The sequence below is a fragment of the Streptomyces sp. NPDC048424 genome (assembly GCF_040651555.1).
Classification (GTDB): Bacteria; Actinomycetota; Actinomycetes; order Streptomycetales; family Streptomycetaceae; genus Streptomyces.
In genome coordinates this window covers 24,782-38,132 of sequence record NZ_JBEZKE010000032.1, presented here as the reverse complement: position 1 = coordinate 38,132, position 13,351 = coordinate 24,782, and the positions used below count along the sequence as shown (strand labels likewise).

The window sequence follows — 13,351 nt, the reverse complement described above, 5'->3', positions numbered from 1 at the left end:
TCGGCGTCATGGCCTTCACCGGCCTGGCCGTCAAGAAGCTGTACCAGGGTCAGCGCTGAGCATCGGCTCGGCAGACCGCCCCGGAACCCCTCCCACAGATCGCCTGAGCAGCCATTCATGATCCAGATCCCGTCCGACCTGAACCCGGGCCTCGTCCCCCTCGCCTTCCTCCTCGGTACCTGGGAGGGCGCGGGCGTCTTCGACTTCCCGGGTGAGGAGAAGTGCAACTTCGGCCAGGAGGTCGTCTTCAGCCACGACGGCCGGGACTTCCTGGAGTACACCTCCCACAGCTGGGTCCTCGACGCCGAGGGCAACAAGGTCCGGCCGCTGGAGTCCGAGTCCGGTTACTGGCGCATCGACAAGGACCGCAAGGTCGAGATCGTCATGGTCCGCGACCAGGGCGTCGTCGAGGTCTGGTACGGCGAGCTCGCCGACCAGAAGCCCCAGATCGACCTGGCCACCGACGCGGTCGCCCGCACCGCGGCCTCCGGCCCGTACAGCGGCGGCAAGCGGCTCTACGGCTACGTGAAGAGCGACCTCATGTGGGTCGGCGAGAAGGCCACCCCGGACGTCGAGCTGCGTCCGTACATGTCGGCCCAGCTCAAGAAGGTCGTCACGCCCGAGGAGGTCGCCGAGATGGCGCGCAACCTCCCGGACATGCCGGACGACGGCATCGCCTTCTTCCGCTGAGCGCCGAGCGCCGAGGCAGCGTCCACAGGCTGTGCACGAAAGGGGACCGCGGGCTCGACCGCGGTCCCCTTCGCACACATACACTGGCGGAGTGGTGAGCACCGAGAGCACCGAAGGAACACCCGGCACCGACTGGAAGAGCGACCTGCGGCAGCGCGGATACCGGCTGACACCGCAGCGCCAGCTCGTGCTGGAAGCGGTCGACGCACTGGAGCACGCGACTCCGGACGAGATCCTCGTCGAGGTGCGCAAGACCGCCTCCGGGGTCAACATCTCCACGGTCTACCGCACCCTGGAGCTCCTGGAGGAGCTCAAGCTGGTCTCGCACGCCCACCTCGGGCACGGGGCCCCCACCTATCACCTCGCCGACCGGCACCACCACATCCACCTGGTCTGCCGCGACTGCGGCGACGTCATCGAGGCGGACGTGGACGTCGCCGCCGAGTTCACGGCGAAGCTCCGCACCACCTTCGGTTTCGAGACCGACATGAAGCACTTCGCGATCTTCGGCCTGTGCAAGAAGTGCGCGGCCGAACAGCGTGCCGCCCAGGCGTAGCAGGGTCGTACGCTTGGTCCCATGACCAGCAGCCCCTTGCTCCATCTCCCCGGCGCCGTGCAGGCCGAAGGCCGCGACGAGGGCGTCGCCGCCCACTACGGCGAGCTGTACGGCGAACAGCGCGCCCTCGCGGACGGGCGCGGCTTCGTCGACCTCTCGCACCGCGGGGTCCTCACCGTCACCGGACCGGAGCGGCTGAGCTGGCTGCACCTGCTGATCACCCAGCACGTGACCGAGCTGCCGGCCGGGCAGGCCACCGAGGCGCTGATCCTCTCCGCGAACGGCCACATCGAGCACGCGCTCTACCTCGTCGACGACGGCGAGACCACGTGGGTGCACGTGGAGCCGGGCACCGAGGGCGAGCTGATCGCCTACCTGGAGTCCATGAAGTTCTTCTACCGCGTCGAAGTGGCCGACCGCACCGCGGAGTTCGCGGTCGTGCACCTGCCGGCCGGCTCCATCGCCGAGGTCGCCAAGGAGCACGTCGTACGCGAGACCGCGCACGGCCGTGACGTCTTCCTGCCCCGCGCCGAGCTGGAGTCCTTCGCCGCCTCGCACGGCCCGGCCGCCGGCCTCCTCGCCTACGAGGCCCTGCGCGTCGAGGCGCACCGGCCGCGGCTCGGCCAGGAGACCGACCACCGGACCATCCCGCACGAGCTGGGCTGGATCGGCACCGCCGTGCACCTGCAGAAGGGCTGCTACCGCGGCCAGGAGACGGTGGCCCGCGTCCACAACCTGGGCAAGCCCCCGCGCCGCCTGGTCTTCCTGCACCTGGACGGCTCCGAGGTGGTCCTCCCGGCCCACGGCGCACCGGTCCGGCTCGCCGCCGACGGGGAGGAGGGCCGCCAGCTGGGCTTCGTGACCACCGCCGTCCGCCACCACGAGCTGGGCCCGATCGCCCTCGCGCTGGTCAAGCGGAACGTGCCCGTCGACGCCCCGCTGCTGGTCGGGAAGACCGCCGCCGCGCAGGAGGTCGTCGTAGCGCCGTGACCGCCGGGCGCCGGGTCCTGTCCGCCCGGGCAGGGCCTAGACGTCGATGACGATGGTGAACGGGCCGTGGTTGGTCAGCGAGACCCGCATGTCCGCGCCGAACCGGCCCGTCTCCACCGTCGCGCCCAGCGCGCGCAGCTGTGCCACGACCTCGTCGACCAGCGGCTCGGCCACCGGGCCCGGCGCCGCCGCGTTCCACGTGGGGCGCCGTCCCTTGCGGGCGTCGCCGTAGAGCGTGAACTGGGAGATCACCAGCAGCGGCGCGTTCACGTCGCTGCAGGACTTCTCCGCCTCCAGGATCCGCACCGACCACAGCTTGCGGGCCAGTACGGCCGCCTTCTCCGGCGTGTCGTCGTGGGTCACCCCCACCAGCACGCACAGTCCTTCGCCGACGATCTCGCCGACGGTCTCGCCACCCACGACGACGCTCGCGCCGTCCACCCTCTGCACCACTGCTCGCATACCACCTGTGTACCAGCAGTGCACCCGTCCGGGGCCGATCGGGTGGAGTGGGACTGCATCGGGGCCACGGAGAGTGGCACCATGCACGCAGGCGGTGCGGGTGCGCCGCACCGGTCGAGGGGACGGACTCGTTCGTATGAATACTTCTGGTACCTCCGTACCTGCATCACCCGCTTCCATCGCAGCTGCCGCGGTACGACCGCCCGCGCAGCGCACGGCCGAGACGCAGGGGACGCCGACCCCGACCACCGCGCTCGGGCTGCGGGAACTGCGCGCGCTGCGCCGTGACGCGCAGCGCGACGAGGCCGATCTGAGCTATGTGCGCAGACTCCTCCAGGGCCGCATCGACATCCTGCGCGCCGAGCTCGCCCGCCGCAGCGATCCCGAGCTCGCCCGCCGGACCGACCCCGAGGCGCCGGTGGTGGACCGGCTCTCGGTGATCCTCGCCGACGCCCCCTCCAGCCGCAGCGCCTCCGCCCGGCACGTCACGCTCGGCACCCCGCACAGCGAGGAGTACCGGCTGCTGGCGGCGGAGATGCTGGCCGACGTGGAGCTCTCGGACCTGGGCGCCCGCACCGACGACGAGCTGCACGACGGGATGGGGAAGCTGGTGCGGTACGAGCAGCAGGTCTCGCGGCGCCGGCAGCAGCTCCAGCGCACGGCCGACGACTGCAGTGCGGAGATCACCCGGCGCTACCGGGAGGGAGAGGCGCAGGTGGACGACCTGCTGGCGTAGGAAATTCGGGCGACTGGCGCCGGTCGGGCGATTAGCGTGGCCCGCTATGAGTGCTGACGTCCGGCCGATCGCCGAATCCGAACTCCCCGACTGGCTGCGAACCGTGAACACCGGGTTCCTGAACACGGCCCGAGTGAGCGACTCGGACGTGGCCATGCGGGCCAAGCACAACGATTTCGCCCGCACCCAGGGCGCGTTCGACCCCGACACCGGCCGTTGCGTGGCGGCCTTCCGCTCCTTCGCGCAGGAGCTGACGGTGCCGGGCGGGGCCGCCGTCGCCTCCACCGCGATCTCCAACGTGGGCGTGCTGCCCACCCACCGCCGTCAGGGCCTGCTCACCCGGATGATGGCCGCCGAGTTCGCCGCGGCCGGGGCGCGCGGCGACGTGCTGGCGACGCTGATCGCCGCCGAGTACCCGATCTACGGGCGGTACGGGTTCGGGCCCGCCGCCTCCATCGCCGAATGGGAGATCGACGTACCGCGCACCGGTCTGGACCGGCGGCTGTCGGCGCCCGCGGACGGCGGGCGGATCGACCTCGTGGACGAGGCCGAGGTCCGGCGGATCGGCCCGGAGCTGCACGAGCGGCTGCGGGCGCGCACCCCCGGCGCAGTGAACCGGAACGAGCGCTGGTGGAACATGACGACCGGCCTGGAGGAGATCTCGTACCGGCCGTACAAGGAGAAGTTCTTCGCGGTCTACCGCACGGCGGCGGGCGAGCCGGCCGGGCTGGTCAGCTACCGGGCCGACGACCACTGGACGGACGCGAAGGTCCCGCAGAACACCGTGCAGGTCCACGACCTGCTGGCGCTCACCCCGCAGGCGGAGCGGGCGCTGTGGCACTTCCTGTGCTCGATCGACTGGGTGGTGAAGGTCCGCACCGGCTACCGGGCCCCCGACGACCTCGTCCCGCAGCTGCTGCCCGACCCGCGTTCGGCCCGGATCGTCACCGCCGCGGACTTCCTGTGGGTGCGGGTGCTGGACGTCGTACGGGCGCTGGGCGCGCGGACGTACGAGGCGCCCGGGGTGCTCGTACTGGAGGTCACCGACGCGTCGGGGCCGGCGGCCGGCCGCTACCGGCTGGACGCGGGCACCGGCGCGTGCGAGCGGACCGAGGCGGCGGCGGACCTGCGGCTGGACGTGTCCGTACTGGGCTCGCTGTACCTCGGGGACGAGTCCGCGGTGCGGCTGGCGGCGCTCGGGCGGGTCACGGAGGAGCGGCCGGGGGCGGTCGCGCTCGCGGACGCGGTGTTCCGGACGGCCCGCCGGCCGTGGTGCCCGGACATCTTCTGACCCGTACCTGCCCCGTACCGTTGCCCGTGTAGGAAAGCTGAGGACTGAGGTACGTGACGTCACTTGTGGAATCCCTGCGCGCGGCCGGCTGCGTCTTCGCCGAGGAGGAGGCGGAGCTGCTGACCGGGGCCGCCCGGGACGACGGGCACCTGGCGGAGCTGCTGGCCCGCCGGGTGGGCGGTGAACCGCTGGAACACGTGGTGGGCTGGGCGGAGTTCTGCGGTCTGCGCGTGGAGGTGGGCGCGGGGGCGTTCGTACCCCGCCGGCGCACCGAGTTCCTCGTGCGGGAGGCGGTGGCGCTGGCCCGGCCCGGTGCGGTGGTGCTCGACCTGTGCTGCGGGGTGGGCGCCCTGGGCGCGGCGGTTGCCGCGCAGCTGCCGGGCGGCGCGGAGCTGCACGCGGCGGACATCGACCCGGCGGCGCTGGCGTACGCGCGGCGCAACGTGGCCCCGTACGGCGGCCGGGTGTGGGAGGGCGACCTGTACGCCGCGCTCCCGGAGTCGCTGAAGGGGCGGGTGGACGTGCTGGTGGTCAACGCCCCGTACGTGCCGACGCAGGAGATCGGCCTGATGCCGGCGGAGGCGCGGGAGCACGAGCCGCTGGTCTCCCTGGACGGCGGGGCCGACGGCCTGGACGTGCACCGCCGGGTCGCGGCGGGCGCGGTGCCGTGGCTGGCCCCGGGGGGTCACCTGCTGATCGAGACGAGCGCCCGGCAGTCCCCGTCGACGGCCTCGGCCCTGGCGTCCGCGGGGCTCGCGGTCCGCGCGGTCACCTCGGAGGAGCTGTACGCCACGGTGGTGATCGGCACGGCCTGAGGGGTGGCCCGGGCCCGTCGAAAAGAATTTTCGCGGGCCTGTCACATCCGTGCGGTGCGGCGGGTCAGAGGAGTGAAGCAGGCGGGAAACCGACCGGAGCGAGTCCGCACCGGCGCCCGTCTGAGGGGAGCGTCAGATGTCCACCACCGCCGTTGTTTTCGCCCTGGTCGGCGCGTTCATGGCCGCCTTCTCGGCCGGCTCGGTCTTCTTCAAGGCCAAGTGGGTCGTGGAGCCGATGGTGGAGTACGGCGTTCCGCGCTCGTGGTGGAACCTGCTCGGCGCCGCCAAGGCGGCCGGGGCGGCGGGCCTGGTGGCCGGGCTGTTCGTACCGGCCATCGGCATCGCCGCCGCGATCGGCATCGCCCTGTACTTCACCGGGGCCGTGATCACGGTGCTGCGGGCGAAGTCGTACGCCCACGTCGCCTTCCCGGTGATCTACGCGGCCCCCGCGGTCGTCACCCTGGTGCTCGGCTTCAACGGCTGAGCAGGTCGAAGGCCTCGGCGCCGTGCCGGCCGGTCGGCGCGCGCAGGGCCGCCCGGCCGAGGGAGAGGACGAGCTCGAGGCGGGTCGCCGGATCCTCTTCCGCCTCCCAGCGCCGCAGCAGCCCGGGCAGCACCGACTCACCGGGGTCGGCGCAGGCGCCGAGCACGTCGGCGGTGGCCCGCCGGATCGGCGGCTCGGGATCGTCCAGCAGGTCCAGCAGGTCCAGCAGGTCCAGCAGCCCGGGCAGGGCCTGCGCCCACGCAGACGCCCAGCCGGGATCGAGGAACCGGGCTTCTACCGGGCCGGCTTCCGCTGCCGGCATCGCCACCAGCTCCAGCAGCGCGCACCGGCTCGGCACCTGCGGTGCCGCGGCCAGGCGCAGGACGAAGGGGCAGCGCGGCCGAGGCGGCGGAGCAGGCCGGGTCGTGTCACCTGACCGTGGTCACCGAAGGTGCATGGTTCTCGTCAGCTTGAGATGGTTCGTGGTCTTGACGCTCGACACAGGCAGCCCCGAGGAGACGAGTTGATCACGGAGTACCAGCAGAAGCTGCGCGAGCGCTACATCGCCGCCAGCGTCATGCCGGCCCCGGAGCCGTGGCTGCCGGTGCTGGACCGCAGGACCCCCATCGGGGGTCTGCTCGGCATCGGCTTCGCCGTCCATCCCGACAGCGGGCACGACCTCGTGATGGTCGTGTCCAGCGCCGGCCATGGCCTTTTCGACGCGGTCACCGGCGAGAAGGTCGCCCGCGACCGCGACCCGGACCCCGACACCAGCACTCCGGACGCGTCGCCGGAGCTCACCTGCCCCGGGCTCGGCCCGATCGAGGGCACGCCGGTGCGCATCGCCGGGCTCTTCGGCGGCGGCCTGCACAGCACCACTCCAGATGGCTGGACCCTGGACCTCGTCAGCCCCGAGTGGCCCCACGACCGCGTCATCCTCTCCACCGAGGGCAGGCCCCACAGAGGCCCGGCGGGAGGGACGTGGTGGCACGTCTTCCACTCCGAGTACTCGGAACTCCGCGCAGCCGGCTTCTCTCCCTCCGGCCTGACCCTGGCGGTCGCCACCAGCAGCGACCTCACCCTCTGGACCCGACCTGAGCTCCGCTTTGACGATTGAGCGGACAACGGGACAACGGGACAACGGGACAGCGGGGCTTCGGAGCCCGCTGACACGTCGGCGTATGGATCATGGTGATTGAATCTCCGCATGACGGATTGGGCGCAACTCAGCCACGCGTACGGATCAGCGGAAAAGATACCCACGCTGCTGGACCGGATTGCCTCGGAGCCGGACGGCGAACTCTGGAGCGGTCTGTGGTCGGCGCTCTGCCACCAGGGCAGTGTGTATTCGGCGAGCTTCGCGGCTTTGCCCTGGCTGGCTGGTGTGGCTGCGGGGGACGACGCTGAGCAGGCAGTGAACGCTCTGACCCTGGCCGGCGCGATCACGGGGGGAGCCCATCAACCCCATGGTGCCGGCGACGTCCGTACGGAATATGCGGGCGAGATCTCGAAACTTTTGTCACTTGCGAACGAGCACCTTCGGAATGCCTCGGAACGCAAAAAGTACATCGAACTCCTAGAGGCCGTGCTGAGCCTCGAAGGCGTATTGGACTGGAGTGAGCCCCTGACATGGGGGCTTGCGATGGAGGAATACGAGATCCCTTGCCCAGGCTGCGAAGCGATGCTGTTCATCGTTGTCGGTGAGCGCGGATTCTTCTCCACCAGTGGTGACTACGCGGTCTCGGACGACGACCTGGCGACGGCCCCCTTGCGACCTGCCGATCCCGCCGGCCTCGAAGGCATTGCACGACGGCTTCACGCGGTCGCCGTCGCCGATGGGCAGCGAGAGATCGCCGAGGCGCTGACCTTCGTCTTCGGCGATGCGACCTGCCCGGACTGCGAAAGGGACTTCTCGGTGGCCGACCAGGTCAGCGCCGAATGGTCAGCGATGCGCTAGGACCGGCATCCGCCCCGGCATGTTCGCCGCGAGCTCCGGTGGGTTGGCTTCAGCGGAACTCGGCGGTGCCGCAGATGAAGGTGGTGTCCCGGAGGAGGGCCGGGGTGACGCGGATGCCGGCGAGGTGCTCGCCGAGCGCGAAGGCGGCCGGCACGGCCAGGTCGTCGTCCGTCTCGGTGGGTTCTTCGGGGAAGGCGAAGCCGAGGCGGCGGATCACGTCGAGGAGGTCGTCGGAGTGGGCGCCGGATCGGTAGTCGGCATCACGGAGTTCGAAGTGGAGTTGGAGTTCGGTGTCCTCGGCCCAGAGGAACGAGCCGTCGTTGTTGGCGTTCGCGTTGTCGTAGTGGGAGATCCAGCGGGTGCCCGCCGATGCGGGCAGGGCCTTCGCCTCGTTCACTCCGTGCCAGCCGTTGGGCTCGATCATGAGGGTCCAGGGGCCGAGCGTCGTCATTCCGAAGTACGTCCGCGTGGTGCTGGGGCCCCAGCGGTCGTATGCGGTGTCGACGAGTGCGGTGATCCCGGTGACCTCGGGTTCGGCTTGGCCGCCCAACCTGCGCATCAGCTCGTGCGGAGTCACGTCGTGCACGAGGGTGACGCAATAGGACTCGGCGAGGTCCGGGAAGTCTTCCTCGAACCACATGTAGTCAGCAGCCGTCGTAGCCATGCGAGAGATCCTTCCCGACGGCTATGACATCGGAGAGGAGGCGGGTGGGAGATGTTGCAAGCGGTGTGCTTGCAATAGTTAGCGGAATGGGGCAGGATCGCAGCATGGCATCGCTCAACGTCGGAAACCTCGGCGAGTACCTCCGTGAGCAGCGTCGGCAGGCCCAGCTTTCGCTGCGGCAGCTGGCCGAGGCGGCGGGGGTGTCGAATCCGTACCTGAGCCAGATCGAGCGCGGGCTGCGCAAGCCGAGCGCGGACATCCTCCAGCAGCTGGCCAAGGCGCTGCGGATCTCCGCGGAGACGCTGTACGTGCAGGCCGGGATCCTGGATGAGCGGGACCCGGACGAGGTGGAGACGCGAGCCGTCATCCTCGCCGACCCGAGCATCAACGAGCGGCAGAAGCAGGTGCTGCTCCAGATCTACGAGTCGTTCCGCAAGGAGAACGCGCTCGACGTGCCTGCCGCACCCGCCGAACCCGCCGACGAGATGCCGTCGAAGACGAACTGAAGTTGATCCGGGAGGACCAGCACATGGCCATCGCCGATGACCTGAAGAAGACCCTCACCGACCCCACCCCCCTCTACTTCGCCGCCGGCACGGCCGACCTCGCCGTGCAGCAGGCCAAGAAGGTGCCCGAGCTGATCGAGCAGCTGCGCGCCGAGGCCCCCGCGCGCATCGAGGCCGTGAAGAACACGGACCCGAAGGCCGTGCAGGAGGCGCTCACCGCCAAGGTCGCCGAGGTGTTCGGCGCGATCGACCCGAAGAAGCTCGGGGAGACCGCCCAGGACCTGGCGCTGCGCGGTGTGGGCGTGGCCGCGGAGTACGCGGTGCGCGCCAAGGAGACGTACGACAAGGTCGCCGAGCACGGTGAGCAGGCCGTGCGGACCTGGCGGGGCGAGTTCTCCGAGGAGATCGTCGACATCGCCGTGGCCGTCGAGCCCCAGCCGCAGGCGGCGGCCGAGCCGGCCACCGCGTCCGAGTCCGGGTCCGAGCCGGTGGCCGCGGCCTCCGACGAGGAGAAGCCGGCCGCGAAGAAGCCCGCCGCGCGCAGGACCTCGGCCAAGAAGGCAGCCGTCACGGCGGACGACGCCAGCTGAACCGGAACCGCATGAGCGACGACGGGCCGGGCACCCTTCAGGGGCCCGGCCCGTTGCAGTTCATGAGGGCGCCCGTGCCGGTAGCGTGGAGTCGGGCGGCATCGAAAGTGCGAAGCGCAGGCATGAGAAGGCGGTCGAAGCGATGTTGATGGACGGGTTCGATCGGGGCGTGCTCCCGCTGTTCGGGTACGCCATGCTGCTGCTCGCCGTCGCGGCCTTCGTGGTCGCGCTGCTGGCGCGCGAGGACGCGTACCGGGCGGCCGACAAGCAGACCAAGACCTTCTGGCTGGTCATCCTCGGCATCACCGTCCTGGTGGACGCGTTCCTCCCGCAGATGCTCTTCCTGCAGATCGCCGGTCTGGTCGCGACCATCGTGTTCTTCGTCGACGTACGCCCCGCCCTCAAGCAGGTCTCGGGCGGCGGTCGCGGCGGCCGGCGCGGCGGCAGCAGCAGTGACGGGCCGTACGGGCCCTACAACGGCGGGCGCTAGCGCCCCGGCCGTGCTCCCGTAGCCGCGCTCCCGTTTCCCGTACCGCCGGCGGTCAGCCTTCGGCGCGGGAGAGCAGGACCACGGCCACGTCGTCGGTGAGCTCGCCGCCGTTGAGGCGCCGGGCCTCGGTGACGGAGGCCTCCAGCAGACCCTCGCCGCTCAGCCCGCGGTCCAGGTGGCGGTTGATCATGTCGACCATGCCGTCCTGGCCCAGCCGCTCCTTGCCCTCGCCGATCCTGCCCTCGATGAGGCCGTCGGTGTAGAGCATCAGGCTCCAGGTGCCGCCCAGCTCGACCTGGCGGCGCGGCCAGCGCGCCTTGGGCAGCAGGCCGAGGGCCGGACCGCTGTTCTCGTACGGGAGCAGTCGCGCGCGGCGGCCCGGCCGGGAGATCAGCGGGGCCGGGTGGCCGGCCAGGCACAGGCCGGCGCGGCGGCCGTCCGGGGCGATGTCGACGGTGCACAGGGTCGCGAAGATCTCCTCGTGCGGGCGTTCCACCTCCAGGACCTCCTGGAGGGTGGCCAGCAGGTCGTCGCCGCACAGGCCCGCCAGCGTCAGGGCGCGCCAGGCGATGCGGAGCTCGACGCCGAGGGCGGCCTCGTCGGGGCCGTGGCCGCAGACGTCCCCGATCATGGCGTGGACGGTGCCGTCGGGGGTGCGGACGGTGTCGTAGAAGTCGCCGCCGAGGAGGGCCCGGCTGCGGCCGGGGCGGTAGCGGGCGGCGAAGCGGAGGTCGGAGCCCTCCAGGAGCGGGGTGGGGAGCAGGCCGCGTTCCAGGCGGGCGTTCTCCTGGGCGCGCAGTTTCGATTCTGCAAGTTTGTACTGGGCGATGTCGGCCCGTTTTCTCTCCACGGCGTAGCGGATGGCGCGGCTCAGCAGCCGGCCGTCCAGCTCGTCCCGGAAGAGGAAGTCCTGGGCGCCGACGCGGACGGCTTCGGCGGCACGCTCGGCGTCGTCCTCGCCGGTGAGCACGAGGACGGCGTGCCGGGGCGCGATGCGCAGCACCTGGCGGAGGGCGGCCAGCTGGTCCACGGCGGTGGCCGTGCCGGCGCCCGCGGCCGCGGCTCCCGGCACTGCCGGAACGGCCGGTACTCCCGCCATGCGGGCGCTGGCGTCCGGGAGGGACAGGTCGAGGAGGATGCAGTGCACGTCGGGCGTGAGCAGCCGCTCGGCCTCGGTGAGGTTGCGGGCGGTGCGGAGCCGGATGCGGTGGCCGTCGGCGTCGAGGATCTCGGGGACGGTGAGACCGCCGGCCGGGTCGTCCTCGATGACCAGGAGGGTCAGCGGGATCGCGTGCGGGGCCGCTTGCGGAGGTGCGGTCGCTTGCGGGGTCGCCTGCGGAGTCGCTTGCGCGACGGCGGTGGCGGTGGCAGTGGCGGCGGGCGGTGCGGCGGTGTGCAGAACCGCCTGACCGCCCTCCGTGGCCGGGGTGTCCCTCTGCCGCGGTACGGGTACGGACATCGTCTCCGGTTCCTTCCCTCCCCCCGAGGGTGCGCTCGTCCGCAGACCCTAGCGGTCCCGGCCCGGCGAGCGGAATGCCGTTGTGCGTCGGGGCCTCCGGCATATGCCGTTATCGCGGGGGAAAAACGGCCTCACTGATGACAAAGGTCACGGTGGGGCCGCAGTCCGTCCCGCCTAGCGAGACGTCGAGCACGCCCGTGTGGTTGCCTCGGCCCGCACATCCGGCCCGTCCGGCCTTGAGGACGGGGGTCCGGGGCGGAGCCCCGGTCTCCCGGCCGCACGAGCGTCGCCGGGCCGGCGAGAACGGTCCGGCTCCCCGCCAGGGGTCACGCGTCCGGGCGGACCACGGCCTTGATCGGCATGGAGCCCGCGCCCGCCATCGTCACGTTGCGGCCGGGGCGCGGGGCGTGGACCATCGCGCCGTCGCCGACGTACATGCCGACGTGGCTCGCGTCGTCGAAGTAGATGATCAGGTCGCCCGGGCGCATGTCCTTGAGCGCGACCTTAGGCAGCAGCCGCAGCTGCTCCTGCGAGGTGCGCGGGATGCCCCGGCCCGCCGCCAGCCAGGCCTGCGAGGTCAGCCCGGAGCAGTCGAACGAGCCCGGGCCCTCGGCGCCCCACTCGTACGGCTTGCCCATCTGCGCGGTGGCGAACTGCACGGCCCGCTTGCCGGCCTCCGTCGCCTTGCCGTTGACGTCCTTCATCGCGCCCGTCGACAGCCACGCCGTCTGCGCCTTGTACTGGGCTTCCTGCTCCAGCTGGATCAGCCGGGCCTTCTCCTCGGCCTCCAGCTTGCTCTCCAGCTCCTCCGCCGCCTTGATCTTCTCCTGGATCTGCTTCTTCGAGTCCTCCTGCTTGACCCGGTTGGCCTCCAGCGTCTTCCAGCGGTCACTCGCCTCCTGGGCGTACCGCTGCAACTCGCTCTGGGTCCGGCTCAGTTCGGACAGGAGGTCCGAGGTGGCCTTCTCGCCCTGGCGCAGCCGGCCCGCCCCGTCGAGGAACTGGCTCGGGCTGTCGCTCAGCGCCAGCTGCGCGCCCGGCGGCAGGCCGCCCGAGCGGTACTGGGCGCGGGCGGCCGCACCCGCACGGCTCTTGAGGGTGGTGATCCGCTCCTGGCCGGCGACGACGAGGTTGGCGATCTCGACGATCTTGTCCGACTGGGCCTTGGTCTCGGCCTCGGCGAGGTTGTAGGCGTCCGTGGCGGTGCCCGCCTGCCGGTAGAGCTCGTCGATGTCCTTGCGGACCTGTTCGAGGGACTTGCCGCCCGGTCCGGGCAGCGGAGCGGCGGGGTCCCGGGGCGAGGCCGGTGCGGCGGGTGTGGCGGGCGCGGCAGGCGTGGCGGGAGCGCTCGGCGCCGCGTACGCCATGCCCGTCGCGAGACCCGGCGCCGTCAGTATCGCCATCGCGCACAACAGCACCAGCGGGCTTGCGCCTCGTCGTCGCCTTACGGTCCCCATGGTCCCCCCAGGCACCCGTGTCAGACCTCGTATCAGATCTGACTATTCGTCAGTAACTTCCCACTGCCATCGGGATGGTGCCACGAGTCGATGAATTCCGACACCCTTGTGGATGTCTTTCCGATCTTGTCCGCCCCAACGGACGCCATGCCCCGCCCCTCACGGATCAACGGCCCGCCCGCACCCCCGGTTCCCCGCCCGCAC

The 13,351-nt window shown here is 71.4% G+C and carries 17 protein-coding genes; 12 read left to right on the top strand and 5 right to left on the bottom strand.

Translation table 11 applies throughout. From position 1 onward, the window contains the following. The first annotated feature begins 117 nt into the window (after positions 1 to 117). The 3 genes from AB0D29_RS31865 (at position 118) to AB0D29_RS31855 (ending at position 2,236) form a co-directional block, all read left to right on the top strand. On the top strand, positions 118 to 690 hold the full coding sequence (locus AB0D29_RS31865) for an FABP family protein (protein ID WP_030718398.1): 573 nt from the start codon (positions 118 to 120) through the stop codon (positions 688 to 690). A 94-nt stretch (positions 691 to 784) separates the two neighbouring features. Then, positions 785 to 1,246, top strand: coding sequence for a Fur family transcriptional regulator (locus AB0D29_RS31860; RefSeq protein WP_362858987.1), 462 nt, complete (start codon positions 785 to 787; stop codon positions 1,244 to 1,246). Positions 1,247 to 1,267: 21 nt separating this feature from the next. After that, the gene (locus AB0D29_RS31855) at positions 1,268 to 2,236 is read left to right on the top strand and encodes a folate-binding protein (protein WP_362858986.1); all 969 of its coding nucleotides are present in this window, start codon (positions 1,268 to 1,270) and stop codon (positions 2,234 to 2,236) included. A gap of 36 nt (positions 2,237 to 2,272) precedes the next feature. Here the strand turns inward: AB0D29_RS31855 and dtd are convergent, their stop codons facing one another. After that, positions 2,273 to 2,698, bottom strand: coding sequence for a D-aminoacyl-tRNA deacylase (gene dtd / locus AB0D29_RS31850; RefSeq protein WP_319724899.1), 426 nt, complete (start codon positions 2,696 to 2,698; stop codon positions 2,273 to 2,275). A 136-nt stretch (positions 2,699 to 2,834) separates the two neighbouring features. Here dtd and AB0D29_RS31845 point away from each other — a divergent pair, with 136 nt between their 5' ends. The 4 genes from AB0D29_RS31845 to AB0D29_RS31830 all read left to right on the top strand — a co-directional run bounded on the left by AB0D29_RS31845 (position 2,835) and on the right by AB0D29_RS31830 (position 6,024). Next, entirely contained in the window at positions 2,835 to 3,434 is a 600-nt protein-coding gene (locus tag AB0D29_RS31845) for an AmfC protein (protein ID WP_362858985.1), read from the top strand. 46 nt (positions 3,435 to 3,480) lie between these two features. Then, positions 3,481 to 4,725 (top strand): GNAT family N-acetyltransferase, encoded by a 1,245-nt coding sequence (locus AB0D29_RS31840; protein WP_362858984.1) that lies wholly within the window; start codon positions 3,481 to 3,483, stop codon positions 4,723 to 4,725. A gap of 44 nt (positions 4,726 to 4,769) precedes the next feature. After that, on the top strand, positions 4,770 to 5,540 hold the full coding sequence (locus AB0D29_RS31835) for a putative protein N(5)-glutamine methyltransferase (protein ID WP_362859045.1): 771 nt from the start codon (positions 4,770 to 4,772) through the stop codon (positions 5,538 to 5,540). Between the two features lie 136 nt (positions 5,541 to 5,676). After that, a complete protein-coding gene (locus AB0D29_RS31830; protein ID WP_362858982.1) occupies positions 5,677 to 6,024 on the top strand; it encodes a DoxX family protein in 348 nt (115 codons plus the stop codon). Here the strand turns inward: AB0D29_RS31830 and AB0D29_RS31825 are convergent. Continuing rightward, positions 6,014 to 6,346 carry a HEAT repeat domain-containing protein gene (locus AB0D29_RS31825; RefSeq protein ID WP_362858981.1) on the bottom strand — a complete coding sequence of 111 codons (333 nt, stop codon included), beginning with the start codon at positions 6,344 to 6,346 and terminating at the stop codon, positions 6,014 to 6,016. The genes AB0D29_RS31830 and AB0D29_RS31825 overlap by 11 nt on opposite strands. A gap of 201 nt (positions 6,347 to 6,547) precedes the next feature. On the opposite strand from AB0D29_RS31825, the gene AB0D29_RS31820 reads away from it, so the two are divergent. Further along, positions 6,548 to 7,141, top strand: a complete 594-nt coding sequence (locus tag AB0D29_RS31820; RefSeq protein WP_362858980.1) for a hypothetical protein — start codon at positions 6,548 to 6,550, stop codon at positions 7,139 to 7,141. A 90-nt stretch (positions 7,142 to 7,231) separates the two neighbouring features. After that, positions 7,232 to 7,981 carry a hypothetical protein gene (locus AB0D29_RS31815; RefSeq protein ID WP_362858979.1) on the top strand — a complete coding sequence of 250 codons (750 nt, stop codon included), beginning with the start codon at positions 7,232 to 7,234 and terminating at the stop codon, positions 7,979 to 7,981. Between the two features lie 49 nt (positions 7,982 to 8,030). Here AB0D29_RS31815 and AB0D29_RS31810 read toward each other — a convergent pair whose 3' ends face one another. Then, on the bottom strand, positions 8,031 to 8,645 hold the full coding sequence (locus tag AB0D29_RS31810) for a DUF6461 domain-containing protein (RefSeq protein ID WP_362858977.1): 615 nt from the start codon (positions 8,643 to 8,645) through the stop codon (positions 8,031 to 8,033). 104 nt (positions 8,646 to 8,749) lie between these two features. Between AB0D29_RS31810 and AB0D29_RS31805 the strand changes: the two genes are divergently transcribed. From AB0D29_RS31805 to AB0D29_RS31795, 3 genes are all read left to right on the top strand, one after another. Continuing rightward, a complete protein-coding gene (locus tag AB0D29_RS31805; RefSeq protein WP_362858975.1) occupies positions 8,750 to 9,151 on the top strand; it encodes a helix-turn-helix transcriptional regulator in 402 nt (133 codons plus the stop codon). Between the two features lie 23 nt (positions 9,152 to 9,174). Beyond that, positions 9,175 to 9,741, top strand: a complete 567-nt coding sequence (locus AB0D29_RS31800) for a hypothetical protein (RefSeq protein ID WP_362858973.1) — start codon at positions 9,175 to 9,177, stop codon at positions 9,739 to 9,741. A 142-nt stretch (positions 9,742 to 9,883) separates the two neighbouring features. Further along, on the top strand, positions 9,884 to 10,231 hold the full coding sequence (locus AB0D29_RS31795; protein ID WP_362858972.1) for a DUF2516 family protein: 348 nt from the start codon (positions 9,884 to 9,886) through the stop codon (positions 10,229 to 10,231). A gap of 52 nt (positions 10,232 to 10,283) precedes the next feature. Here AB0D29_RS31795 and AB0D29_RS31790 read toward each other — a convergent pair whose 3' ends face one another. Next, the gene (locus tag AB0D29_RS31790; protein WP_362858970.1) at positions 10,284 to 11,690 is read right to left on the bottom strand and encodes a SpoIIE family protein phosphatase; all 1,407 of its coding nucleotides are present in this window, start codon (positions 11,688 to 11,690) and stop codon (positions 10,284 to 10,286) included. Between the two features lie 326 nt (positions 11,691 to 12,016). After that, on the bottom strand, positions 12,017 to 13,147 hold the full coding sequence (locus tag AB0D29_RS31785) for an NlpC/P60 family protein (protein WP_362858969.1): 1,131 nt from the start codon (positions 13,145 to 13,147) through the stop codon (positions 12,017 to 12,019). Positions 13,148 to 13,351: the final 204 nt, after the last annotated feature.

Excerpts from the sequence above, each read along its gene's own strand:
- AB0D29_RS31865 (WP_030718398.1), top strand. The coding sequence starts at position 118 with ATGATCCAGATCCCGTCCGACCTGAACCCGGGCCTCGTCCCCCTCGCC.
- AB0D29_RS31855 (WP_362858986.1), top strand. The coding sequence starts at position 1,268 with ATGACCAGCAGCCCCTTGCTCCATCTCCCCGGCGCCGTGCAGGCCGAA.
- dtd (WP_319724899.1), bottom strand. The coding sequence starts at position 2,698 with ATGCGAGCAGTGGTGCAGAGGGTGGACGGCGCGAGCGTCGTCGTGGGT.
- AB0D29_RS31845 (WP_362858985.1), top strand. The coding sequence starts at position 2,835 with ATGAATACTTCTGGTACCTCCGTACCTGCATCACCCGCTTCCATCGCA.
- AB0D29_RS31840 (WP_362858984.1), top strand. The coding sequence starts at position 3,481 with ATGAGTGCTGACGTCCGGCCGATCGCCGAATCCGAACTCCCCGACTGG.
- AB0D29_RS31830 (WP_362858982.1), top strand. The coding sequence starts at position 5,677 with ATGTCCACCACCGCCGTTGTTTTCGCCCTGGTCGGCGCGTTCATGGCC.
- AB0D29_RS31825 (WP_362858981.1), bottom strand. The coding sequence starts at position 6,346 with ATGCCGGCAGCGGAAGCCGGCCCGGTAGAAGCCCGGTTCCTCGATCCC.
- AB0D29_RS31815 (WP_362858979.1), top strand. The coding sequence starts at position 7,232 with ATGACGGATTGGGCGCAACTCAGCCACGCGTACGGATCAGCGGAAAAG.
- AB0D29_RS31810 (WP_362858977.1), bottom strand. The coding sequence starts at position 8,645 with ATGGCTACGACGGCTGCTGACTACATGTGGTTCGAGGAAGACTTCCCG.
- AB0D29_RS31805 (WP_362858975.1), top strand. The coding sequence starts at position 8,750 with ATGGCATCGCTCAACGTCGGAAACCTCGGCGAGTACCTCCGTGAGCAG.
- AB0D29_RS31800 (WP_362858973.1), top strand. The coding sequence starts at position 9,175 with ATGGCCATCGCCGATGACCTGAAGAAGACCCTCACCGACCCCACCCCC.
- AB0D29_RS31795 (WP_362858972.1), top strand. The coding sequence starts at position 9,884 with ATGTTGATGGACGGGTTCGATCGGGGCGTGCTCCCGCTGTTCGGGTAC.
- AB0D29_RS31790 (WP_362858970.1), bottom strand. The coding sequence starts at position 11,690 with ATGTCCGTACCCGTACCGCGGCAGAGGGACACCCCGGCCACGGAGGGC.
- AB0D29_RS31785 (WP_362858969.1), bottom strand. The coding sequence starts at position 13,147 with ATGGGGACCGTAAGGCGACGACGAGGCGCAAGCCCGCTGGTGCTGTTG.